General features: G+C 33.6%; 24 protein-coding genes. 10 read left to right on the plus strand and 14 right to left on the minus strand.

What is annotated here, in order from left to right; translation table 11 throughout:
• The 4 genes from NH26_RS13055 to NH26_RS13070 form a co-directional block, all read right to left on the minus strand.
• Nucleotides 1-702: a TIGR00266 family protein gene (locus tag NH26_RS13055; protein ID WP_044225676.1), complete on the minus strand. Its 702-nt coding sequence runs from the start codon at nucleotides 700-702 to the stop codon at nucleotides 1-3.
• A gap of 2 nt (nucleotides 703-704) precedes the next feature.
• Nucleotides 705-1,364 (minus strand): TIGR00266 family protein, encoded by a 660-nt coding sequence (locus NH26_RS13060; protein WP_044225674.1) that lies wholly within the window; start codon nucleotides 1,362-1,364, stop codon nucleotides 705-707.
• Nucleotides 1,365-1,370: 6 nt separating this feature from the next.
• Entirely contained in the window at nucleotides 1,371-2,510 is a 1,140-nt protein-coding gene (locus tag NH26_RS13065) for a M48 family metallopeptidase (RefSeq protein WP_044225671.1), read from the minus strand.
• A 406-nt stretch (nucleotides 2,511-2,916) separates the two neighbouring features.
• Entirely contained in the window at nucleotides 2,917-3,504 is a 588-nt protein-coding gene (locus NH26_RS13070; RefSeq protein WP_044225668.1) for a 30S ribosomal protein S16, read from the minus strand.
• A gap of 333 nt (nucleotides 3,505-3,837) precedes the next feature.
• Between NH26_RS13070 and NH26_RS13075 the strand changes: the two genes are divergently transcribed.
• The 6 genes from NH26_RS13075 (at nucleotide 3,838) to gldD (ending at nucleotide 8,647) form a co-directional block, all read left to right on the plus strand.
• On the plus strand, nucleotides 3,838-4,464 hold the full coding sequence (locus NH26_RS13075; RefSeq protein WP_044225665.1) for a rhomboid family intramembrane serine protease: 627 nt from the start codon (nucleotides 3,838-3,840) through the stop codon (nucleotides 4,462-4,464).
• Nucleotides 4,449-4,973, plus strand: coding sequence for a DUF2062 domain-containing protein (locus NH26_RS13080; protein ID WP_044225662.1), 525 nt, complete (start codon nucleotides 4,449-4,451; stop codon nucleotides 4,971-4,973). Before NH26_RS13075 ends, NH26_RS13080 begins: the two co-directional genes overlap by 16 nt.
• A 32-nt stretch (nucleotides 4,974-5,005) precedes the next feature.
• Entirely contained in the window at nucleotides 5,006-6,061 is a 1,056-nt protein-coding gene (gene mutY, locus NH26_RS13085) for an A/G-specific adenine glycosylase (RefSeq protein WP_044225659.1), read from the plus strand.
• 139 nt (nucleotides 6,062-6,200) lie between these two features.
• The gene (locus tag NH26_RS13090) at nucleotides 6,201-6,635 is read left to right on the plus strand and encodes a single-stranded DNA-binding protein (RefSeq protein WP_044225656.1); all 435 of its coding nucleotides are present in this window, start codon (nucleotides 6,201-6,203) and stop codon (nucleotides 6,633-6,635) included.
• A gap of 21 nt (nucleotides 6,636-6,656) precedes the next feature.
• On the plus strand, nucleotides 6,657-8,042 hold the full coding sequence (gldE, locus tag NH26_RS13095) for a gliding motility-associated protein GldE (RefSeq protein WP_052432115.1): 1,386 nt from the start codon (nucleotides 6,657-6,659) through the stop codon (nucleotides 8,040-8,042).
• Nucleotides 8,042-8,647 carry a gliding motility lipoprotein GldD gene (gene gldD / locus NH26_RS13100; RefSeq protein ID WP_044225652.1) on the plus strand — a complete coding sequence of 202 codons (606 nt, stop codon included), beginning with the start codon at nucleotides 8,042-8,044 and terminating at the stop codon, nucleotides 8,645-8,647. The genes gldE and gldD overlap by 1 nt, the downstream gene beginning before the upstream one ends.
• Nucleotides 8,648-8,655: 8 nt before the next feature.
• Here gldD and NH26_RS13105 read toward each other — a convergent pair whose 3' ends face one another.
• On the minus strand, nucleotides 8,656-9,051 hold the full coding sequence (locus tag NH26_RS13105) for a response regulator transcription factor (RefSeq protein WP_044225649.1): 396 nt from the start codon (nucleotides 9,049-9,051) through the stop codon (nucleotides 8,656-8,658).
• Nucleotides 9,052-9,436: 385 nt separating this feature from the next.
• Between NH26_RS13105 and NH26_RS13110 the strand changes: the two genes are divergently transcribed.
• Nucleotides 9,437-10,099: a 2-C-methyl-D-erythritol 4-phosphate cytidylyltransferase gene (locus NH26_RS13110; protein WP_044225646.1), complete on the plus strand. Its 663-nt coding sequence runs from the start codon at nucleotides 9,437-9,439 to the stop codon at nucleotides 10,097-10,099.
• Nucleotides 10,100-10,168: 69 nt separating this feature from the next.
• On the opposite strand, the gene NH26_RS13115 is transcribed toward NH26_RS13110, so the two are convergent.
• The 3 genes from NH26_RS13115 to NH26_RS13125 all read right to left on the minus strand — a co-directional run bounded on the left by NH26_RS13115 (nucleotide 10,169) and on the right by NH26_RS13125 (nucleotide 14,452).
• Nucleotides 10,169-10,390, minus strand: a complete 222-nt coding sequence (locus NH26_RS13115; protein WP_044225643.1) for a DUF2795 domain-containing protein — start codon at nucleotides 10,388-10,390, stop codon at nucleotides 10,169-10,171.
• A 242-nt stretch (nucleotides 10,391-10,632) separates the two neighbouring features.
• Nucleotides 10,633-11,289, minus strand: a complete 657-nt coding sequence (locus NH26_RS13120; protein WP_044225641.1) for a hypothetical protein — start codon at nucleotides 11,287-11,289, stop codon at nucleotides 10,633-10,635.
• A gap of 526 nt (nucleotides 11,290-11,815) precedes the next feature.
• Nucleotides 11,816-14,452 (minus strand): OmpA family protein, encoded by a 2,637-nt coding sequence (locus tag NH26_RS13125; protein ID WP_084812174.1) that lies wholly within the window; start codon nucleotides 14,450-14,452, stop codon nucleotides 11,816-11,818.
• A gap of 297 nt (nucleotides 14,453-14,749) precedes the next feature.
• Here NH26_RS13125 and NH26_RS13130 point away from each other — a divergent pair, with 297 nt between their 5' ends.
• The 3 genes from NH26_RS13130 to NH26_RS13140 all read left to right on the plus strand — a co-directional run bounded on the left by NH26_RS13130 (nucleotide 14,750) and on the right by NH26_RS13140 (nucleotide 19,436).
• Nucleotides 14,750-15,088 (plus strand): hypothetical protein, encoded by a 339-nt coding sequence (locus NH26_RS13130; protein ID WP_044225633.1) that lies wholly within the window; start codon nucleotides 14,750-14,752, stop codon nucleotides 15,086-15,088.
• Nucleotides 15,089-15,362: 274 nt separating this feature from the next.
• Complete coding sequence (locus NH26_RS13135) at nucleotides 15,363-16,610, plus strand: nucleoside recognition domain-containing protein (protein ID WP_044225630.1); 1,248 nt, start codon at nucleotides 15,363-15,365, stop codon at nucleotides 16,608-16,610.
• 189 nt (nucleotides 16,611-16,799) lie between these two features.
• Entirely contained in the window at nucleotides 16,800-19,436 is a 2,637-nt protein-coding gene (locus NH26_RS13140; protein ID WP_044225627.1) for a DUF5916 domain-containing protein, read from the plus strand.
• A 6-nt stretch (nucleotides 19,437-19,442) separates the two neighbouring features.
• Here NH26_RS13140 and NH26_RS13145 read toward each other — a convergent pair whose 3' ends face one another.
• The 6 genes from NH26_RS13145 to hslV form a co-directional block, all read right to left on the minus strand.
• Nucleotides 19,443-20,261, minus strand: coding sequence for an alpha/beta fold hydrolase (locus NH26_RS13145; protein ID WP_044225625.1), 819 nt, complete (start codon nucleotides 20,259-20,261; stop codon nucleotides 19,443-19,445).
• Between the two features lie 199 nt (nucleotides 20,262-20,460).
• The gene (locus NH26_RS13150) at nucleotides 20,461-21,045 is read right to left on the minus strand and encodes a 50S ribosomal protein L25/general stress protein Ctc (protein ID WP_044225622.1); all 585 of its coding nucleotides are present in this window, start codon (nucleotides 21,043-21,045) and stop codon (nucleotides 20,461-20,463) included.
• Between the two features lie 247 nt (nucleotides 21,046-21,292).
• Nucleotides 21,293-22,216: a ribose-phosphate pyrophosphokinase gene (locus NH26_RS13155; RefSeq protein WP_044225619.1), complete on the minus strand. Its 924-nt coding sequence runs from the start codon at nucleotides 22,214-22,216 to the stop codon at nucleotides 21,293-21,295.
• 198 nt (nucleotides 22,217-22,414) lie between these two features.
• Nucleotides 22,415-22,801 (minus strand): hypothetical protein, encoded by a 387-nt coding sequence (locus tag NH26_RS13160; protein ID WP_139263049.1) that lies wholly within the window; start codon nucleotides 22,799-22,801, stop codon nucleotides 22,415-22,417.
• A 188-nt stretch (nucleotides 22,802-22,989) separates the two neighbouring features.
• Complete coding sequence (locus tag NH26_RS13165) at nucleotides 22,990-23,871, minus strand: 1-aminocyclopropane-1-carboxylate deaminase/D-cysteine desulfhydrase (protein ID WP_242427328.1); 882 nt, start codon at nucleotides 23,869-23,871, stop codon at nucleotides 22,990-22,992.
• A gap of 72 nt (nucleotides 23,872-23,943) precedes the next feature.
• Nucleotides 23,944-24,486: an ATP-dependent protease subunit HslV gene (gene hslV / locus NH26_RS13170; RefSeq protein ID WP_044225611.1), complete on the minus strand. Its 543-nt coding sequence runs from the start codon at nucleotides 24,484-24,486 to the stop codon at nucleotides 23,944-23,946.
• Between the last annotated feature and the right edge of the window lie 446 nt (nucleotides 24,487-24,932).

Genomic DNA, 24,932 nt, shown 5'->3' on the forward strand with positions numbered 1-24,932 from the left:
CTATCTTGGTCTTAATGTTGGTCCTAAAATTTGTCCGAATGAACTTGGGTTATGAGATTGTACCCACACCGTTCCTTGTCCTTTAAACTTACACACCAATCCTTCACCACCTAGGAAAGAACTCATCCAGCTTTTTCCTGCTTTCGTTACTTCAAAGTTTAAGGTTTCTTCAAATGCCACTATATGGCCTGTATCCACGATATAATCCCCATCAATTTTTATAGGATAAATGGCTCCATAAGAATTGAAAATTAAAGTCCCTTGGCCATTCAAGTTCAACCAAAAAGCACTTTCACCAGAGAAAAAGCTCTTGAAGCCCTGCCAATTGAAATCTACTTCAATATCTGGAGAGGATGCTACATATGATCCTGCTTGCACAACTAATCCTTCTCCATGTAACTCATGTGTCATCATATCGCCAGCAAGAGTAGCACTTAGCCAGACTGTACCCGGTTCATTACCTGCTGAATAATGGTTTAAGAAAAAGCTTTCTCCAGATAACATTCTTTTCAAACCTTTCATGATTCCTCCTCCACTTTTTTTGTGTGTTGTGGTAGTCATCGTGATTGTTGGGCTCATGGCAATCATCGCTCCTGCTTCAGCAGTAAAATGTTGTCCCGGCTCCAAATCTATCTTAACAGCTGAAGCCCCTGGCCCCATCTGAATCTCTGTCTTTAATGATGTATTCAATAGTTCTGCCATGATTATAAGTTTTTATTTACCCATGATGTCATTCCAGACATACTTCTTGTCTGAATAAAAATCTTACCTGAACCTTCAACTCTGGTAACGAATCCCTCTCCACTAAAAAATGATGAGAAAATACCACCAGACAATTGAGGTTTTAACTTCATACCAGGCTCGTAACCTACTAAATGACTTGTATCGACAATAAATTCGCCACTTACTTCTCTTTCGATCAAACCACCGAAAGCACCAAAAATGACTTTTCCATGTCCTGAAACCATCAATTTAAAAAGTCCTTCTCCTCCAATCCAAGATCCAAAACCAGCGAATTTCACACCTAGTTTTACATCGGGAGTAGAAGCAATGTATGCACCTTGTTGTAAACAGAAACTTTCACCATTTAACTCCTTCACTTCCATATCTCCAGGAGTAGGCTGAGTAATAGTTAAAGTAAGCGGTTCTGATGTGTTGTTAGTAAAACGATTGACAAAGAGTGTTTCACCTCCAAAGATTTTTTTGAGTATGGCATTAAAAAAACCTCCATTTAGTTCGGCAGTCATATCAAGTTGAGTTGACATACTTGACATTGCATCCGATTCTGCAACAAACGATTCGCCCGGCTCAATTGTTACGTGAACATGAGCAAAAGCGGGTTTGCCTTTAACGTCTAAATTCATAAATATTTAATTAGTTGTTAGTAATACACCCTCTTTAAAATCATTGTAATTAGATTGAAAAGAGATATAGTTATTTTCCTTGTTATCTATAATCTGTTCTTTCAGATGAATTATTCTATCGGGTGTTGACGGGTGTGTTGAAATAAAAGACATCAAGCTATCCATTGAAGTCATTTCATTTTTTTCGTCTAACATTTCAAAAAATTGGATCATTCCTTCTGGGTTAATTCTACTTTGTTGTAAATACTCAACCCCTTTTATATCTGCCTCCTTTTCCAATGTTCTCGAATAAGCTGATGTTTGTATCTCGAACATCGTATTGGCTAATGTTGCCATGATAGCAGATCCGTCTCCAAAAAATAAATACACAATACTAAAAAAGCCGATTTTATCAATGGCTCCTCGAATATGATGTCTTAATGAGACATGAGAAATTTCATGTGCCATCACTCCTGCTACTTCATCCCAAGAAGATGCATTTTTGATCAACCCTGAATTGATCACCACTTTTCCACCTGGTAATGCGAAGGCATTGATAGACGCATCTTCTACCAAATACAATTCGATATTAAAACCTTCTGCTTCCACCTGATTAATTAATGGTTGAAGTTCCTCTCCCAATACTGCTATCAAAGAATCATTTTCAATAAAAGTATATTCTTCATATATAGACTCGAAGAGTTCTTCTCCTATTTGTTCCTCCCAAGAGATCGGTACATTCTCTGCTCCTTTTCTGACAATATTATCTTTAAAGAGGTAAAAGCAAGTGCTCATCAATATGCAAATGCCTAAAACCAAAGCAACTCCACGATAAAGACTATTCAATACAAATTTGGTGTCTTTAATATGCTCACGAAAACGAGGATCACTAATCAAAAAATCATCTTTGAGAATAGATTTATCTTTAGTGTATATTGAGACCTCTTTTTCCTTTCTTGATTTGAAAAAGATAAATTGACCAGAAGCTCCTCCTGCTTCAATTTCTAAATCAGCAAAAGGAATATGGTAATAAAAATCTCCCGCTTGAATATCAATTTTCTGCGATCCAAATCGTACATCTCCTTGTTGTCTTCCTGTTGGTAATTGAGGATGAATCAAGATGGCTTTGTAAGTGGTAGAATTAGTCTTGTTAGTTATTGTAGGCATTAAATAAAAAATATTTATTGAGGCTTGAGTTTATTACCTCCCTATTTCTGTGAGCCCATGGTACAAATCATGAGTTTTAAGAGTTACATTGTATAAGTAATAACTATTTAATGATGTACCTACATTGTTGTACAATTTAACGAGGTACTTTTTACTACTTAAGCATAGTCAATTTATAAGATAAAATTGATAATTCCCAATGCTAGGAATAAAGCAGAAACTACTCTTTTGTATTAACAATACCCTGCCTTATACTTTACACCTTGATAACACAAAAAAAATTGGACATGAAAAAGCCCTACGCTTGGGAGGCGTAGGGCCAATATTTTCGATTTGGAATTACGTAAACCTAGTTTACGGGGTAAATACGAGGGCATTTACCTTCGACTTAAGATTTGTGCTGGAATTACTCAGCAGACTCTTCTTCAGTAGCTTCACCTTCAGCAGCAGCTTCTTCACCTGATTCCTCAGTTGAAGCTTCAGCAGCCTCAGCAGCTTCTTTTTCAGCTTGAGCAGCAGCGGCAGCAGCAAGAGCTTCAGCCTCAGCTTTTTTCTCAGCTTCTTCAGCAGCTTTACGAGCAGCAACACCCGCTTCTAATTCTGCTTTTACAGCAGCTTCAGCAGCAGCTTGTTTTGCTTCTAACTCAGCAGCATAAGCAGAAGATCTCTCTGACATCCATGCATCAAAAAGTTTATCAGCTTCCTCTTGAGTTTTAGCGCCTTTGTTCACACCTACTTGAAGGTGTTTCTTGTACATTGCACCAGCTTTAGACAATACCATACGAGCAGTGTCAGTAGGCTGAGCACCATTCAATAACCATTGTGCAGCAGATGCAGCGTCAATGTTGATAGTTGCAGGTTCAGTGTTAGGGTTGAAAGTACCTAACTTCTCAATAAAACGACCATCACGAGGAGATCTTGAGTCTGCTACTACTACATTGTAAATAGGCTTTCTCTTACGGCCACGACGAGCCAAACGAATTTTTACTGCCATTTTAATTTAGCATTTGTGTGTTGGAAAGGAACGCAGTCCTTTATGACACAGTTAAACATATGGGAAACACGTTCCCGATTCAATCGGCAAAGATAGTATAACTTATTGAATTCTACTACCTAAACCAATTATAAAAACGTTGAAGTCTTGTTTTTTGATACGTTTTGAGTAATGATGTGGTGGTAATATTTTTTAATAAGGCTTTGATAGACTATGATTTAGAAATTTTTTACTAAAAATTGAATTCCTAAATTCCTTAACACATCACCTAATATTCTCAATTGATTACTATCTTGCAGAGTATTCAAAAAGAACAATCAACAAACATTATAGATGTCAATTACATTATTATTAATCATTCTGAACGTAGGTGTCAGTTACTATGCATTTCAAAATGATAGTGTACGTTATAAACTTTTGATGGATCCTTATTTAGTTTCATCAAAAAATCAGTGGTACAGGTTTATTACTTCCTCTTTAGTACATTCTAATTGGATGCATTTATTATTCAACATGCTTACTCTTTATTTCTTTGGAGGGGCTGTAGAAAGAATATGTTTAATTCTTGCTGGTAATGGTGTTACAGGTAATTTAGCTTTCTTAGCTTTATATTTTGGAGGGGCTATTATTGCAGATATTCCTTCTTACATTCAACATAAAGGAAATATCAATTATAGATCTTTAGGTGCATCTGGAGCTGTTTCGGCAGTGGTATTCTTTATGATTATTTTTGCTCCAATTCAAGAGATCTGCCTTTATTTTGTTATTTGTCTACCATCATTTATTCTTGGAGCCATTTTCTTGGTTTATTCTTATTACCAATCCAATAATCCAAACACTTATATCAATCACTCTGCTCACTTATTTGGGGCTATTTTTGGTGTAGCATTTGCTATTTTGCTTGATCCAAACTCAATTATCCGCTTTTTCCAACAAATCCAATCATGGATAACATTTTAAAAAGAATTAAGCTTTCTGTAAAGCACCATATCACTCATCGTATACTTATTCCATTACGTACGCTATTGAGGCAAGGAATGACACCTCACTTATTAGCTTGGAGTGTTACGGTAGGTCTTTTAATTGGATCCTCTCCTTTGTTAGGTATTTGTACTTGGCTTTGTATTTTGGCGGCTTCCATATTCCGTTTAAATCAATTTGCTATTCAGATAGCTAATTACGCCGTTTCGCCTATTCAAGTTTTTCTAATTATCCCTTATATAAAAGCAGGTACTTCACTATTTGGAAACAGTGCAAAAGGAGTCACTTTAGAAAAAATCCAAGAGGCATTAGATATTGGAATATTTCATGGTATAAAGGAAATGGGAATTTTAATGATACAAGGTGCAGCCGTTTGGATTGTTGTTTCTGCTATTATTGCCCTGCCTATGCAACTCCTATTAAGAATTGCTTTCAGAAAAATGTTGAAAAACATGAACAGTTCGGAGGAAAATAAAGTTACGGAGTAAAATATCTTATTCACTTAAACTAAATCAGAAGAATGGATTTAGCCTCCAGCTTAATCAATTGGTACGAAAGTAATAAAAGAGATTTACCTTGGCGTCATACCCAAGATCCTTATAAAATTTGGTTGTCTGAGATTATACTTCAACAAACTAGAGTACAACAAGGACTTCCCTATTACGAAAAATTTGTTAGTAATTTCCCTACAGTAAAAGACTTTGCTGAAGCGGATATTGATACCATACTACACTTATGGCAAGGCTTAGGGTACTACTCTAGAGCTAGAAATATGCATGTAGCAGCACAACAGGTCATCGATCAGTATAATGGCCATTTCCCTGATAACTACAAAGAATTACTTTCTTTAAAAGGAGTTGGTAATTATACTGCAGCAGCCATTGCTTCTTTTGCTTTTAGAGAAAAAGTAGCTACTGTTGATGGAAATGTCTACAGAGTTTTATCGAGGGTATTTAATATCGAAGAAGATATTGCTTCGGGTAAAGGACAAAAAATTTTCACTGAGGTGGCCAATCAATTGATATCGGAAAATCAACCTGATATTTTCAATCAGGCATTAATGGAATTTGGAGCTATACATTGTACTCCAAAACAACCCAAGTGTGAAACATGTCCTTTTGTTCAATCTTGTGAAAGTCGTTTACATCAAATTATTGATCAACGACCTGTAAAATTAAAAAAGGTAAAAGTGATTAATCAGTATTTAAAATACCTTTTGATTGAACATGATGGTAAATACTTAATGAAAAAACGTCAAGAAGGTGACATTTGGGCAGGTCTTTTTGACTTCCCTTTGGTCATTACTTCCGAAAAAGAACAATCTTTATCAAACGGCATTATTCTTGAAAACACACAATTAGGAATTAATACGAAAGATATTTTTTTCTCGAGTGAACCAATTAAGCATTTGTTATCACATAGAAGATTATTTATTGAATTTTTTCATGTAAAATTGCAAACTCTTTTGGATACTCAATCTGATATTTTTCAATATAGATGGATGGATATTAATGAAATTCAGTCGGTTGGAAAACCTATCATTTTAGAGAATTATTTGAGAAAGAATATTTATTAATTAATTTAGAATCTGAGAAGAAAATCTTTTCGATCATTAAGAGTACTTTTTGATACTACTTTTTATACATCGAACATATTAAATTTACTCTTCGATACTTAATGATTCATATCTTTTAATTAACAACCAAAACAAAACAATGGCTGGAGTAAACAAAGTCATCTTAGTAGGAAATTTAGGGGCAGACCCTGAAGTAAGAAATTTAGAGGGAGGTACCAAAGTGGTTACCTTATCCGTTGCTACATCCGAAAACTACACAGACAAAGACGGTAATCGTCAGACGCAAACGGAATGGCATAGAGTAACACTGTGGAGAGGCCTTGCAGGTGTAGCTGAACAATACCTTAAAAAAGGTAGTAAAGTTTACATCGAAGGAAAACTTTCTACTCGTAGTTACGAAAAAGATGGTATTACTAGATATACTACCGATATTATTGGTAGAGATATGGTAATGCTAGATGCAAGACAGGACGGTCAAGCTTATGAGGGAGCAATGCCTCAGAGTACTACTGTAAATGAAGCACCTCAAGAAGTTGCTGCTGCTTCAGATACTAATGATGACCCTCCTTTCTAAAATTTAATATAAAAGAAATACATGGAAGGTGATCTATCACACCCAGTAATGCCACTATTAACGTTAATCCTTCAAGATATTCCTTGGGGTGCTGCATTAATAGTGGTGCTTTTACTGATTTTATCTGGTATAATTTCAGGCTCAGAAGTGGCCTTTTTCTCCCTATCTGCTGATCAAATTAAAGAATGCAGAGAGGGTGAAGACAGTGTGGGAAAAAAAGTTTTTCAACTGTTACAAATACCACAAATTTTATTAGCTACAATATTAATTTGTAACAACTTTGTAAACGTTGCCATCGTTATGATTTCAACGTTTATAGCTTGGACCATAGCCGATTCAATAGGTATCGCTAGAGATGGTGCAGAAGTGTTTATCACACTCACGTTTGTTGTTACTGCACTTGTTGTCTTTATCGGAGAGATTGTCCCAAAAATCTACGCTACAAAAAACTCTCTTAACTTTGCTAAAAGCATGGTTACCTTTTGGCAGGTAGCTATTAAAATCTTTAAACCTTTTGCGTTGCTCCTTACTAGTATGGGGAATACTATGGAGAGAGCTTTGGCAAACAGAAATTATAACCTAGAAGTTTCTGTCAACGAATTTGATCAAGCAGTATCACTAGCTACTCAACATCAAGTTGATGATAAAGCCAGTGAAATGCTTAAAGGCATTGTCCGATTTGGATCTAAAACCGTGAAACAAATTATGGTTTCTAGAACAGATATGGACGCTTTGGATATTGAAATCGATTTTCATGAATTGATGGACCATATCAATAAAAACTCCTTCTCGAGATTACCTGTTTATGATGATACCATTGATTCTCTTGTAGGTATCATATACATCAAAGACTTACTCCCGTACCTTGATAAAAATGAACATTTTGAGTGGAAACGAATTATCCGAAAAGATATTTATTACGTTCCCGAATCAAAAAAAATTGATGAGCTTCTAAGAGACTTCCAAGAAAGAAGGGTTCATATGGCTATCATCGTAGATGAATATGGAGGAACAACTGGATTGGTAACATTAGAAGACATTATCGAAGAAATCGTTGGTGAAATTAACGATGAATTTGATGGAGACTTAGTGCAAGATTATATCAGTACTGACGCTAGTTTTAATTTAGATGGGAAAACTTCATTAATCGACTTTGAAAGATTAGTGATGCTTCCTGCAGATTATTTTGATAAAGTAAAAGGAGAAAGTGATTCAATTGGTGGTTTAATTCTTGAGTTATTACAAGAAATGCCTAAAACAGGTAAAAAAATCGACTATAAAGATATCACTTTTACTATTCGAGCAGTAGATAAAAAACGAATCAAAACAGTGCATGTAAAGTTCAATGATGAAGAACATGTAAGACGTTTACAAGCTGAATTCGAAGAAGACGAAACACAACCTTAATGAAAACACTCACTTACATACTTCCATTATTATTATCGTGCCTATTTTTTAATTGTGGTACGTCAGAATCTGTGGCTTACTTACCTAAACCTAGAGGATACCACCGTCTTGAAATGCCTACTCACAGTTATGAAAAGAATGCCTTTAAAAACAATCAATTTAAAGGGTATCCTTATTCTTTTGAAGTAGCCAAGAATGCTTCTATTATTCCTGATGATTCTTTTATGTCAGAGCCTTATTGGGTGGAAGTACAGTATCCAGAATTTAAAGCAACAGTAGATATATCTTATAAAAAATTAGCCAACTTTGATTCCTTAATCGGGTATACCAATACTTCTAATGTACTTACATTTAAACACAATGTAAGAGCTACTGCTATTGATGAGTATACGATTAGAACACCAAAAGGCTATACCGCTGTTTTATATGAAATTGAGGGAGATGTTCCTAGTCAATTTCAATTCTTTGTAACCGATTCTACAGAACACTTTTTTAGAGCAGCTTTATACTTTCCATCCTCAACGCAAAACGATTCTTTAGCACCTATCATTGATTATGTTAAAGAGGATATGATACATATGATCAACACTTTAGAATGGCAATAATTTCTTGATTAAAACTTAAATTCTTTTTCTAATAAAAAGCAGGCTACTTCTAGTGTCTTTTTTAAATAATGAAGGCAGTGATCTCCCTTTACTATATAATTAAAAACGCCTAATGCCTGAAGATTGGCCACCTCATCCATATGTTCCTGAGAAGATAAAACAATCATTAAAGTAGATTTTTTTATCCTCTTGATCTTTTTGAGTACTTCTTGTCCACTCATATTAGGCATTACCAAATCAGACACAACAATGTCTGCGGGTTGTTCCTCAAAACGTTCGATCAAAGATGCTCCTTCTGAGAAAAACTCTACGGTTATCTTGGGTAATCTTTGTAAGGCAATTCTCATCAACATACTTTCTGTTGCATTGTCTTCTACAAAATAGATAATTGGGGTATTTTTCATGGTTATTTATCAACACACCTTATATACAGTTGTACAAAGAAAATCGGGAGTTCTGAATTTTCATTTCTTGTCTACTCCTCATTAGAATATCATCGCATAGTTATTGGCTATGCTATTCTACATTGAGAGGCTAAAAAATAATTATCCAACTTTTATGTGCAACTACCTAAGTGTTCTATTCTAGTCAGTATTTATTTAAATTAATGAAATCAATAGTGATAATAATTATAACATCAAGTTATATTTATGTATTCTTTATTTGTTTCCTTTTATTCAAAAGTAAATACAACTTTTTTGTATTTATAAATCGGATAAAAATCACTTTTAATAAAGATTTTTATATCGAATTTAGACATCAAAATTGATCCATATAGAACAAATCATCATGAAAAAATATAGTATTATAGTTGCTGGAGGAAAAGGTTTACGAATGGGAAGTGAACTACCAAAACAATTTATAGAGCTTAAAGGGCTTCCTATCTTAATGCATACCATTAATAAATTTCATGAAGCTGATAAAACCACTAATATTATTGTTACTCTTCCGAAAGATCAAAAGGTTACGTGGGCAGAATTAGTTCAAAAGCATCAGTTCAGCACCCCACATCAAATAGTTACTGGAGGAGCAACAAGGTATCATTCTGTAGACAATGCTTTACAATACATTCCTGCTCATGATTGTGTTATTGCAATTCATGATGGTGTAAGACCACTTGTTAGCACAGAGGTTATCCAAGAAAGTTATACACAAGCTATTCAACACGGTGCAGCTGTGCCTACTGTTCCTTTAAAAGAATCTCTTAGAGAAATTACTAAAGACGGAAATTTCGCAAAGAATAGAAGTGATTTTAGACTAGTTCAAACACCTCAAACATTTAGAGGCGATATTATACTTCATGCTTTCGAGAATGGGTATCAAGAATTCTTTACTGATGATGCAAGTGTAGCTGAATTTAATGGCTTTGCTATGCACCTTTTTGATGGAAATTATGAAAATATAAAAGTCACTACACCTGAAGATTTAAAATTAGGGGAAGTACTGAGTTAAAATATTTTGTTGTAAACAAAAAAGCATCAGCAGATAAATTCTACTGATGCTTTTTTCTTTTGTGGGATATTAATATTCATCTTCATTAAAGAAGAAGTCATCCTTTGTAGGATAATCTGGCCAGATTTCTTCGATACTTTCATATGGTTCACCATCATCCTCCAATTCTTGAAGATTTTCGATCACCTCAACAGGAGCACCTGTACGATCAGAAAAGTCAATTAATTCATCTTTTGTTGCAGGCCATGGCGCATCTTCTAAGTATGATGCTAATTCTAGTGTCCAGTACATATTATATATTTATAATTTTGTGATACTTTTACAATTATCGAAATAAATAATTTCGATGTTATTTTTGCGAAAATAGTATTTTTTTTGAATTAGTCAATAACCTTTTAAGTTAGGTTGATTAAAAACTAACTTTAATTCAATACTTAAATAAAATTCATCAAGTATTTAACATATGAAATTTTAATTTAAGTACTACTCTTGATACTCATTTTTAAGGTAAAAGGTTTTTAAAAATCACTTTTTTATTGATTTGTATACACAATTCTTGATTTATAAACTCCATTTAATTCACAATCTTTTATTTCTAAAGGAATAAACCCAGATCCTACTTTATTGTAGTGCTTTTTCCTCCAAGAACCGTCTTGCTTTTGTAAATACATGGTTACCTCTACTTTTTCTCCCATAGGTGTAAATACTTCACCTTGTTTAAAGTAAGTACCTGTAGTTTCCCCTTCACATTCTTTGTAAGGGTATTTGTCTGTCACTCTAAATTTTGGATTTTTACCTTTAGAGGTATGTTTTTCTTTCACTTGTGTGATGCTTGGCATACGCTTCCCTTCATTATTAGCGTAATCTGCTAAAGCATAATAGTTACCAGTAAAATTACAACTAGTAATATCTAATTTAACCACTCCGCCGCCTTTTCTTTTATATACTTGTTTAGACCAAGAACCATCATAATTCTGGAGATAGATATAAATATCTACATATTCATTCGGATCAGCTGATCGAACGATACCCTCTATAAGATGAAGTCCACCAAGTGGACAAGAACGGGGAACTTCTTGTTTAATAACAGTAAAAGTTGGTCTTGCAGATTGATCAATAGTAGCATAATCATTAAAGTCACCAACGGAAAAAATAAATAATAAGAATAGAGTATATATAGCAGTTTGCATAATGATATATATCGTTTTCAGTAAAGATATACTTCACAAAAAAAAGTCAATGAATAGAAACTAAAATAAGGGTATAAGCCCCAATTTTTCAATTAAACATTAATTTAACAAATTATGTACTAAAATTGGTCTGTTAACAAATAAATTCCTTGAAACTATTTTACTTTTTCATTTTGTAATCCAAAAAGAACCAACACCTAACATCATGCACTTGTTATTTACATTTGTTTAAATTTATAAAACTCACAATCAATCATTTAGTTAAAAGCTGTGAATTTATGCAGAAATAATTGAAGAGTTATTTTGGTTTATTTATTAAATGAATGTAAATTTGAGTTATCAAATAAAGATAATAATAGTTGATAAGCTACTTTCTACTATAAGATATTATGTAGGCCGAAAGGTCTATGTTGTTGTTTGTTCACCCTATTGAAGCTATTTTCTCATTGCCACTTTCTACAAAAGACATCAAGCTACTATTTACACCCTTACATATACAAGACGCCTATTTATAGGCGTCTTTTTTTTATCTTAAAATTGTAAATACTACTCTACGGTTTTCTTGGCGACCTCCTTTTGTTCTATTAGACATCACAGGTCTTTCCTCCCCATAACCATAAGCATCTAATCTAGAATCATGTACTCCTTTAGATATCAAATACTCTTTTACAGCATTGGCTCTATTTTTTGATAATTGAATATTGTATTCTTTAGAATCTACATTATCAGTATGTCCTTCAACTACCAAAATCCATAACTCATTTCTTTTCATTAATGCAGCTAATCGGTCTAAATCAAAAAATGACTCACGTCTTATTGTATATGAATTAGTATCGAAATTTAATGTCTGCATTATAAAAGTAGCATCGGTTGATTTATCATTTAAATTAACCGTTTCCATTGCTTTTAGCTTAAGATTTTTATCTGGATCAGACTCCTCGTTAATTTCTATACTACTTCCAATCATATTTTCATCATCAACATAAACAGAGTAATTGGCATTAGGAGGTAAAGCTAATTGAAACTCTCCGTTGTCTCCTGTCTTTTTAGTGACCACTAATTCTCCATTTTCATCTTGAATCTTGATTTTCACTTCATCCAATCCCTCTCCATTTTTATCGACAACCTTACCATGAGCAAATAGCATGGGTTTTGGACGTTTATCTAACGGAATATCTAATTCATAAATATCATCTCTTCCGTAATTAACGTCCCCTTTTTGAGAAACTACTAATGCTTTGTCACCCACTGATGTCAAGTAAAAAGCATCATCATCAATACCATTTATAGAGATACCTAAGTTTACAGGTTCACTCCATTCTGTCCATGAGTCAGGGTTCAACCTTTTCGACATAAATATATCGTACCCACCATATCCGGCATGCCCATCAGAGCAAAAGTACAAGGTCTCTTTATCAGGATGTAAATAAGGGCTCTTTTCGGCAAAAGGAGTATTAATTACTTCACCTAAATTAATTGGTTCATCCCAAGTTCCATTTTCACCTTTGATACTTACATAGATATCTGTATTAAACTCACCAGATCCATGATAATACAAACCATCATCAGGGTAATTAGGGTTATAACCTCCTACAGCCCCTGGTCGATCAGAGGCAAAAAAAGCAACATCACCGTCCAAGCTTAGACTTAAACCAGATTCATAATAAGGAGTATTAATAGGGTATTCAAAAACTTGAACAGCACCCCAAGTTCCATCTTTTAATTTTTTCGAGTAATAAAAATCTCCTTTACCAAGTCTACTTTCAGTACCTCTTACATAAGAGAACTTTCTTAATTTTGAGTAATTACCGTATAATAATAAAGTCTGACCATCTCCACTTATCCCCATCGGTACTTCGTGAGATTCTGTATTTACTTCAACAATTTCTTGAGCTTGAGTCCAATTACCGTAAAAATCTTTTTTAGACATATAAACATCTTCGCCAGATTTAGCTGTTTTTCGTGCAAAAAATAAATACTCCTCATCTAAAGTGATTACGGGTTGATATTCTCTAGCTACAGTATTGATATGATTACCTATATTTTTTAGTATTCTAGGGTTACTTGTATCTTCTAATGAGGCTAATATTTTAATAAAAAAATCTTGTTGTTCTGGAAAATAAGGTTGATACTTTTTATAAATCGATATTACTTTATCATACTCATGAGCTTTGAACGGTTCCTCTGTCATTTTCTTAACAGCAATCAAAGCAATATCAAGAGGCGCTAATTGTTGAATAAACCTATCATATAATTCTATTGATTCTGCCACACAACCTCTATCATGAATATTAAGCTGACATAATACCTCTATGATACTCATCCCTTCAGAGTCTGCAAATTTTTTCAGCTTGCTATAATTCTCTGATTTATACATTGTTGATTTTGAAAACCCATATTCCTTTCCATAAAATAATGGGACTATCATTTTCAATTCTTCTTTAGAGTAAAGGCTAATAATCTCTTTACAATAATGCTCATACATCTGCCCACCTCTATTTCCATATTGACGCAGAGATATATTATTGAGATATTCTTTTAAAACTCCTTTTCTAATTTCTTTAACCTTTCCTAAATATTTTGAATTTGGATAATCTAACAAGTATTCTCCACATTGACGGATCAATATTTCCCTCAATGCCATCAGTGTATCTCCTTCCATTATTCTATTATACACTTCTGTACGGTATAATTGTATGGTTGGTCTTCGATAAGGAGCTTGTTGCAAATAAGTATAAGCTGTTTGTTGAATTCTTGTGGATAGAAAACCACTCACCTCATCTCCTGCCACAGATAACGACTGTCTAATAATAAGTTTTTCTTGTTCACTTAGCTCTTGATAACTTTTTGATGCTAATATAGATAAACTGTAAGCTTCTCTAAGATCTTCAAAATAACCATCCATATTTTTAAATCGGATGATGTGCATTTCTTTCAGCTTTTGATCCGATACTTTTTCAAAAAGTTGATTTGCTAAAGCAAACTGAGACAAGCAAGATTCTGGGTTTTCTACTAATGATTTTCGGAAAGTTATTATTGAAGCATCAATTTCTCCTGCAAAAATTTCTGCAATACCTTTTTGCTCTAATTCTGTTTGTCCTAACACTATATAAGGAGTAACAAACAATAAGAAAAATAATCTTAATATGTATTTAAATATCATGTATTAGGATTGATGATTAAACCAATTTAGTTTGAGTTACGTTACTTTAGTGTTAATACTACGTTTAAATTATTAAATTTTAAAGAATTTACTTTTAAATATTGGATTTTTCCAACAAATTCATGGAGGATAATAATTTTAATTAGTATATTAAAGTATTCATAAAGTTAATTTATAAAACAATAGTTAATCGTAAGAGTTATTTCTTCAAAAATATTTAAACAAACAATCTGTAAAGCTACTTTTTCTTTACAACATGTTTTAAATAACTATCACACATTAGACATTGAATAGAGTATGAGAACACTAACATTATTGGCAGTTGCGGGCATTCTCATCCCGTCATTGTTAACAATTTTCCAAAAGAGTCAACAGCTATCTCAAATGGAAAAAACTATTGATGGTTTAGCTAAGCTTGTTAAGCTTTCTATACTTATAGGTTTTGTTTTTGGGGCGGTCGGTTTAGTCACTGCTATCTCTTATTATATTAGTCCTTATCTTGGTCTTGTTCAAGATGCTAATACTATAGAAGTCTCAATTTCAGCACTTAAATTTTATGCTATCATTGGAGTAGTCATTCCTATTTTGGGAATTGTATTAGGCTCTTTTCTATCGAAAAGGCAAGAGACTAATTAATTTTTATTAAGACATTATTAAAAAGTCACTGTGTAGATAATCACAGTGACTTTTTTTATTGTATTTTGCTACAAATTTTGAACTGACACCACTTTGACCAACTAAATGTGGGATTGGAAATAATGTTCTCCTTTCTTTTTATCCATAGTAAAAAATGGAGCACAGGAACATTCTACTTTAATTTTTTAATGCAATCGTATGCACAAGAAAGGATCAATTTAAAAAAGTTTTGATGATGTTAGTTCAGAATAAAAACTAAGTATTATAAAAAGGTATGGCACTAAATTATATTTGGATTTTTTTTATTCTTTGTGCATTTGTTGTAGCACTTATTAAATGGATCTTTTTACATGACGCATCCTCATTTCAACTCATTATTGAAAGTACTTTTGATATGTCTAAAACAGCTTTTGATATATCTATTGGACTAACAGGTACTCTTGCTTTATGGATGGGTCTAATGAATGTTGGAGAGAAAGGCGGAGCTGTAAATGTTATGGCAAAATTAGTCGGTCCTTTCTTTTCTAGAATATTCCCAGATGTTCCTAAAAATCATCCTGCCATATCTTCGATGATGATGAATTTTTCTGCAAATATGCTTGGCTTGGACAATGCTGCAACTCCCCTTGGATTAAAAGCCATGAAAGAGTTACAAGAACTGAACACAGAAAAAGATACCGCATCAAATCCGATGATCATGTTTTTGGTATTAAACACCTCAGGGCTTACGTTAATACCTATTACTGTAATGATGTATCGCTCTCAATTTGGAGCAGAAAATCCTACCGATGTTTTTATACCTATTTTATTGGCTACAAGTATTTCATCAGTAATAGGATTATTAGTAGTCGCTCTTTATCAAAAGATAAATTTATTCGATAAAGTGATCGTGGCTTACCTTGGAGGATTAATTATATTAATTGCTGGTACAATATATCTATTTTATAATCTTGATCCTGCTCAAACCAAAACAGTTTCTTCTGTTGCTGGTAACTTTATTCTTCTCTTTATTATCACTTCTTTTGTTGGATTAGCCGCTTTTAAAAAAATTAATGCCTACGACGCATTTATTGAAGGTGCTAAAGAAGGATTTAAAACAGCCGTGACTATTATCCCTTACTTAGTCGCTATTTTGGTGGCTATTGGTATGTTTAGAGCTTCTGGTGCGATGGATATGGTTATTAGTGCTATAAAATACGGTATCCACAATTTTATGGGATTAGATGCAGCCTTTGTTGATGCACTTCCTGTTGCATTTATGAAGCCACTCAGCGGTAGTGGTGCTAGAGGAGCTATGCTAGAAATTATAGAAGCTAAAGGAGTAGATTCTTTTGCTGGAATTCTTTCTTCTATGATGCAAGGAGCAACGGATACTACTTTCTATATCATTGCGGTTTATTTTGGATCTGTAAATATTAAAAAGACACGTTATGCTATTACTTGCGGACTAATTGCTGATATAGCAGGTATAATTTCAGCCATCGCTTTAGCTTATTTATTTTTTCAAGATAAGTTAGGTTAATTCCTTTTTATCATAGTACACAACTTCTTCTAATTGATCATTTTCAGAACGTTTATTTTGATAGTCGCTAGTACTATTTTTTCTGCATTAACATGACTTTTCTGAACTAATCTGTTATTTTTGTCATGGATTTTTTCATCGACAATTATCCAGCTACTCACTTTCTACATACCAAATTCAGACTTTCCATTGAGACTCTACTTCACTACGCTCCTACTTTTATCACCTTTTATTCTCCTCAGTCAACAATCAAAAGAAGAAAAAAGGCTATATACCACCGCACCTAAAGGCGACAATAACATTACAATAGATGGTGTTTTTGATGATGATGCGTGGAATAATGTTGAATGGGCTTCTGATTTCACTCAACGACAACCTATTGATGGTGCTCCACCATCTCAAAAAACAGCTTTCAAAGTAACCTATGATGAGAAATACATCTATTTTGCCATTAGAGCGTTCGATACAGCACCTGATAGTATAGTAAAAAGAATGTCTCGTAGAGATGGTTTTGAAGGAGATTTTGTTGAAGTTAATATTGATTCCTACCATGACCTTACTAACGCATTTTCATTTACTGTAAGTGTTTCAGGCGTTATTGGAGACGAAGCAATTAGTTTAGATGGTAACAATTGGGATCAAAGTTGGGACCCTATTTGGTGGGCTAAGACAACCGTAGATAATGAGGGTTGGAATGCTGAAATACAAATTCCTCTCTCTCAATTAAGATTTACCAATAACGATCACCTCACATGGGGATTACAAGTAACACGACGTCTCTTTAGAAAAAATGAACGTTCCTATTGGCAATATATACCTAGAGATGCCCCTGGTTGGGTACATAATTTTGGGGAACTTACAGGACTTGTAGGTATCAAACCTCAAAAGCAACTCGAAGTAGCTCCTTATGTTTTAGCTAGAAATGATAGAGGACCCAAAGAAGAGGGTAATCCATATAAAACAGGATCAGAGTATAGTATTAATGCCGGTGTTGATGGTAAGATTGGTATTACCTCAGACATTACTTTTGATTTTACTATAAACCCTGATTTTGGTCAAGTTGAAGCTGACCCTTCCCAATTAAACTTATCCACATTTGAAATTTTTCTTCAAGAACGAAGACCTTTTTTTATTGAAGGAAGAAACACACTTTCATTCAATGCAACTCGATCAAGAGCTGGAGGAAGTTTTTCAAGAGACAATCTGATTTACACAAGACGTATTGGTAAATCTCCAAGTTATCACCCTAATATTGAAGATGGTCAATACCTAGATCAACCGAATTCTGTACCTATTTTAGGTGCTTACAAACTCACAGGAAAAAATAAAAAGGGATTTGCTTTTGGTGTGATGCAAAATTTTACTGCACAAACTTCTGCTGAAATAGATACAAATGGCGAAAAGTCGAAAAAAACTGTAGAACCATTTACAAGTTACCTTGTTGGAAGAGCAACTCAGGATATTAATCAAGGTAACTCTGTTATCGGCGTTGCTTTTACCTCTACCAATAGAAGTATCAGTGATAATCACCTAAACTACTTACATAAAAATGCTTACTCTGGTGGTGTCGATTTTCTCCATCAATGGAAAGACAGAGCTTATTACATTCAAGGTAATGTAATGATGAGTCATGTAGAAGGAGAAACAGAAGCTATCACTAATACACAGAGGTCTGCCAAACACTTTTTCCAAAGACCTGATGCCGATTATGTTTCTGTAGACTCAACAGCAACCTCTCTTACCGGAACAGGAGGCTATTTAAAATTTGGCCGTGGAGGCGGTTCTCCTGTTAGATATGAAATTGGAGGAACATGGAGGTCGCCACAATTTGAAATTAATGATGTTGGTTTTATGAACCATGCTGACTTAATGGATCAATGGTCACGAGTTTCTTATCAAACATTACAACCTGTTGGAATTTTTAGAGACATTAATGCCGCTTTAAGACAATACCTTTATTTCGATTATGGTGGTAACATTACCTATTTAGGATTACATGGTGGCGTAGATTTTCAATTCCAAAACTTTTGGAGGTTTGAAACGGGAGGGTCTATACAAAGACAAAGACTTAATAACTTTAAGTTAAGAGGTGGCCCTGCCTTTCTAAATCCAAATCGTGAAGAAGTATGGTGGAATATTGGAAGTGATGATCGTAAAAAGCTATCCTTTTACTTTGGGAACGAATACAAGTTTACACAGTTCGATGCCGGTGAAAACTTCGATGCATGGGTAGGCCTTAATTATCGCCCAATAAATGCGATCGAATTATCTATCAATCCTTTTTTCTCTTATAATTCTGATCATTTACAATACGTAACGACGGAAGAAAATGGTCGAGGAAATAATTATATCCTTTCAAGAATTGAACAACATACCACTGGGGTAACAATAAGAGCTAATCTGATATTAAGGCCTAACCTTTCTATTCAATATTATGCTCAACCTTTTGCATCAAAAGGTGACTACTATGATTTTAAAAGAGTAGAACAAGCAAAGGCAAGTAACTACAATGATCGTTTTCACCAGTTTACAAGTGATGAAATTTCATATAATTCAACCACTGAAGAATATACAGTAATTGATTCTCAAGGAGGAAATTATAATTTTGGTAAACCTGATTTTGATGTAGTTGAGTTTAACTCTAATCTTGTTTTAAGATGGGAGTACATTCCTGGCTGTACCTTCTTTGCTGTATGGTCTCAAGGTAGAAATGGTCTTCAAGAACCTTTTAGAGAATTTTCTTTAGATGAAATTGTAGACAATGTGTTTAGTGCACCAGCAAATGATGTGTTTATGCTTAAAGCTACTTATCGATTTAGAAAATAAGCCTGATTATACTGCTTGTTTATTCTCGATTTTCATCAATTCACAAAGGTCTTCATCTATTAATAAATGGCCCTTGGGCAATTGATGAAACTTTACATTGTTAAGCTTTGATGAAAACTGAATAGCTCCATCCATAATAATCACCTCATCTCTTTCTCCAAAATACATTTCTACAGGGATATTCTGTTCATTTAAAGATTGAATAATTTCTGATAAATCTGGCTTCATGAACCTTGAAGAGGTCGCTACCCCAAAAAATCTTCTTCTTTGTTTTTTTGTTTCAAAATGATTGACAAAAAAGTCGTATAAAAACTTAGACAACCACCCCCGTCTATAAATAAAACCTACAAGCTTAAACATTACTTTGGGAAATCTCATTAAAACCATCATTAATTCGATATACCATCTAGGTAATTTTGATACATCATATAAAGTATGTGTTTTTAAACCATCTGAGGCACATAAAATCAATCGATCAATTTTATGAGAAAAATAACGTTGATAACAATATAAACTGATCTTCCCTCCCATACTATAGCCTAAAAGACTAAATCTCTCCTTATTATATTTCTGTAGAATGAGTCGAATAATACGATGAATATTTCTAGAAGAAAATCTTGATGGAATCCATTCAGTTTCTCCATGAAAAGGCAAAGAAAAGGCGACCATGGTATGTGTTTTTACCCATGCTGGAGCAATATGTCGAAACAATGATGCATTATCACTAAAACCGTGAATACAAATCAACAACTGTTCTCCATGGCCAAACTCTAAACATTCTATGTTTCCTTCTTCTAAGGTGAGGTAAAATTGGGTGCCTTCCACTTTGTAATGAGATAATAATTGAATGAATCTTCATTTTAATGAATTATTCTCAGTTATCGAAATATTTTATCTAAATCTGAGGAATACAACACTTTATGTATCTAATATTTTTTATTGAACTCAGGTTAGTAGGAAATTCAGCATAAAAAAAAGAGGTATCCACAAGGAATACCTCTCTTTATTATAACATAGGTTATAATTATTCTGCAGATTCGTCTGCTGAATCCATTGCTGAACGTAACGCTCTTGGAATAGCAATTGAACCAACTGTAACTGAATCGTGATAAAGGATTTCGTAATCTTTTGCTTCGATAGCTCCAACACGAACTGATTGACCCAATTCTAAACCTTGGATAGATACTTCAACGTTTTCAGGCATGTTAGCAGGAAGTGCTTTAACTTTGATTTTTCTAAGTTTAGCAACTAACTTACCACCAGTTAGCATACCTGGAGAAGAACCTACGAATTTCACAGGAACTTCCATTTTGATTTCTTTAGAATCATTTAATTCTAAGAAGTCAACGTGTAAGATCACCTCTGAAATAGGGTGTAATTGGTAGTCTTGTAAGATCGCTTTTTTCTCTACACCTTCAATATTGATGTTTACGAAACATACTTCTGGAGTATAGATAATGTCTTTGAACAAGTACATTGGTACTGCGAAGTGAATTGGCTCCTCTCCACCGTAAATTACACATGGAGCTAAACCTTCCGCTCTCAAATCTTTAGCTGCTTTTTTACCTAAAGTCTCACGCTTGTAACCAATGATTTCTACAGTTTTCATCGTCTTTTTTAATTATAAAGTAAAACATGTTATAAACGCTTTGGTACTTGATCCTCCCTTACTCGAAAGTAGACCCCATCCCAAAACATGTTACTTAGATTCTTCAATAAAGAAAAATCAGCGTGCAAAAGTACTAAATTATTCTTGAACTTAAAAAGTATTGTCGAAACTTATTAACAACAAAAAGGCTATTTACCAACAAGTTAAGTTAGTAAATAGCCTAATTTATAGTCTGTAATTCGTTATTCTAGATGAATAAAGAACTAATTGATTCGTGATCTTGAATCTTTCTAATTGCTTTAGCAAAAAGCTCCGCAACAGATAAGATATGAATTTTCTCTCTGTTTTCTACAGGAAGAGTATCTGTTACCACTAATTCTTCTAAACAAGATGCTGCTACTCTATCATATGCAGGACCAGAAAGAACACCATGAGTACAAATAGCTCTCACAGATTTCGCTCCTTTTTCCATAATGATTTCAGCTGCATTACAAAGTGTACCTGCTGTATCAGCCAAGTCGTCGATAAGGATAACATCTTTACCTTCAACATCACCGATTACTTGCATAGAAGCTACTTCATTTGCTCTTTCTCTGTGTTTATCACACATAACGATATCTGCTTTGAAGTGTTTTGCATAAGATCTTGCTCTTTTAGCACCTCCAACATCAGGAGAAGCAAAAGTTAAGTTCTCTAAGCCTAAGCTTTCGATATAAGGTACAAAAATAGGTGAAGACTGTAGGTGAACTACTGGAATATCAAAGAAACCTTGAATTTGGTCTGCGTGAAGTTCGCAAGTGACCACACGTGTAGCACCAGAAGCAGTTAATAAATTAGCAATCAATTTTGCTCCAATACCAACTCTTGGCTTATCTTTTCTGTCTTGACGAGCATATCCAAAGTAAGGTAATAAAACCGTTACTGTAGAAGCCGAAGCTCTTTTAGCTGCATCAATAAGTAATAATAACTCCAATAAGTTATCTGCAGGAGGACAAGTTGATTGAATGATGAAAACATCACAACCTCTTACAGATTCGTTAAAGTGAGTTGAGATTTCGCCATCGCTGAATCGTTGAAGAACAACGTCACCCAATGATTTACCATATGCGTGAGCGATTTTACTGGCTAGATATTCTGTTCCGGATGCGGAGAAGATTTTAACTGAAGACATCAGTATATTTTTTGTGGTACACTATCTAATATTATTCACACATTACTTCGTTTAAAAACGGAGGTAGTATGCTAATGCCACAAATTTAAAATAAACATCCTTAAATCTTGTATTCATTTTAATTTTTTAAATTAAAAAAGGCAATCTGTGTCAGATTACCTTAATAATTAAAGAGTTATGATAATATGTTTAGGCGAATTAATCTCTTAAAACATAATAATACGTCCCTTCGGATGACATGATCAAATCAGCTTTTTTAGCAATTTGATCCAAATCCACGTTATGAACATCTCCATTATGATAGTGAACTAATCTAAAATCTTCGGCACTGTAGACATAAACTTCAGATACTTTAGTTGTTTCTTCTAATAGCGCTTCGTCTTCAATATGGCTTGCTAATCCCCAATTCAATTCACTTATAGTTTTCTCTAAGCTCATAGTGTACTGAGGTCCTAACATTTCTAGAATTAAATATTCATCTTGTGAATACTCTTCAGCATTTAGTTTTTTAATTTCATCGGTTTGTGCAAATAGCATACTGCTCATCAATATCAGTAATGCAGTGCAGATGGCTTTTGGTTTCATGGTAGTAATGTTTTTGGTTGAGAATATATTATTATACGTGTCGTAAATAGCTTTAGGTATATATTTTTATTAATCTACGTGTAAGTTCTGTTTCAACTTTCTATACTTTAAAATATGTTAATTTTATCAAAAAAGCAAGTTTTATATGTAATTAATACACTTTTTAACAATACCTATTTTAAACACTTTTATCGGTTTATTTGTAATCCTCCTGAGTGTAGACATAAAATGTGTTTTCCTTTTTCAAAGAATCCTTTTTTAATTAGGTCTATTACTCCAAACATCATTTTACCTGTATATATTCTCTCTAATTCAATGTGATGTTTATGATGAAATTCATTCATAAAATCGATTAATTCTGGTTTTTTCTTAGCATATCCCCCAAAATGATAATGGGTATTTAAAGTCCAATCAACTTTTTCTTCCACAAAGCTTTCTTTGATAAACTCTTTGATATCATCGTACAAAAATTCTCCGCCTTTTAATGCAGGAAACCCAATTACTTTCGTGTCACTATCTAACGATGTAATTAAGCCCGCCAAAGTACCTCCTGTTCCGCAAGCAGCACAAACATAATCTACTCTTTCATCAAAAGCATTGATTTCTTCTCCCAGTTCAGCCACTCCTTTTAAGGCAAAACTATTAGAACCTCCCATTGGTGCCATATAAAAATCACCTAACTCTTTTTTCAACCTCGGAATCTGTTCTTTATAATTTCTAAATGATGTACGGTCCATGTAGACCAACTTCATACCTTGTTCCGTCGCAAATTTTAAAGTAGGGTTTAAGGGTAAATGTTCCTCGCCTCTAATAACTCCAATAGTATTCAACCCATAAAGCTTCCCTGCCGCAGCAAAAGCATGAATATGGTTAGAATAAGCTCCTCCAAATGTGAGAATTGTTTGATAACCTTCTTTTTTGGCTTGAAGTAAATTGTACTTTAATTTCCTCCATTTATTTCCCGATACCTCAGGATGTGTTAAATCGTCTCTTTTAATAAAAAGACGAACCCCATTCTCATCCAGAATGGGGCTCTTTATTTCTTGTATCGGTGTATTTTCCTTAATCAAGATTTTTTTATTGAAAAGTTAAAAATGAAAAACGAATCATAGATCTTGTATAAGTAATTATAATTCTAATAATTATTTCACCGATTCGATTACAAAATTATGGTTAGTATAAATACAGATATCTGCAGCAATACTTAATCCTTCTCTCACCATTTCTTCTGCAGACATATCAGGCGCATGCTTCTTAAGCGCCAAAGCAGCTGATTGTGCATACATACTACCTGAACCAATAGCAGCAATATCATGATCTGGCTCAATCACATCACCTGTTCCTGAAATAATTAGTACATCGTTAATGTCTGCAACAATCATCATTGCTTCTAATTTTCTAAGGTAACGGTCTGTTCTCCAATCTTTCGCCAACTCAATTGCAGCTCTTTTCATATTGTTTTCACCAAAAGCATTTAATTTTTCTTGAAAACGCTCCATTAATGTAAAGGCATCTGCAGTAGAACCTGCAAAACCACATAGGATTTTACCTCCCATTAAAGTTCTTACCTTTTTCACATTACTTTTGGCTACAGTATTACCAAAAGTAGCTTGTCCATCTGCTCCTAATGCCACTTTACCATCTTTTTTGATAGCAAGGACGGTGGTTGATCTAAATTTTTCCATGATATATAAATAAGATATGTATTTCTTCTAGTTATAAGACAAATAATAGGTCTTTTGATTAAGCTATTGAAGTTAAGAGACAATTTCCAAAGTTCAACAAACTCCACCTTATTATTTTTTATTGATAGACACTCATCAATAAATGTCCCATTAAAAGATAACTCGACAAATTGTCAGATTTCTTGATAATTCCATCAATTAATATCTTGATTCATCTATAAACAAGGACGTTTTTGTCATACATTAATGAACGGTATCATTATAAAATACGTGATTTTTTATCACATTGATCAAAATAGTTATGATTTTCATGTTGTCTTTGAATACTCTCAATTATTTCAAGTATTTTCATCTTTTATTAAAACTATCGCCCCTATGAAATATTAATTTCTAGTCCACGCTCGTTTTAAAATAAACATTACCTAGAATTCTATTATACATCCGAT

Origin of the sequence: Flammeovirga pacifica (assembly GCF_000807855.2) — a bacterium.
Taxonomy (GTDB): domain Bacteria; phylum Bacteroidota; class Bacteroidia; order Cytophagales; family Flammeovirgaceae; genus Flammeovirga; species Flammeovirga pacifica.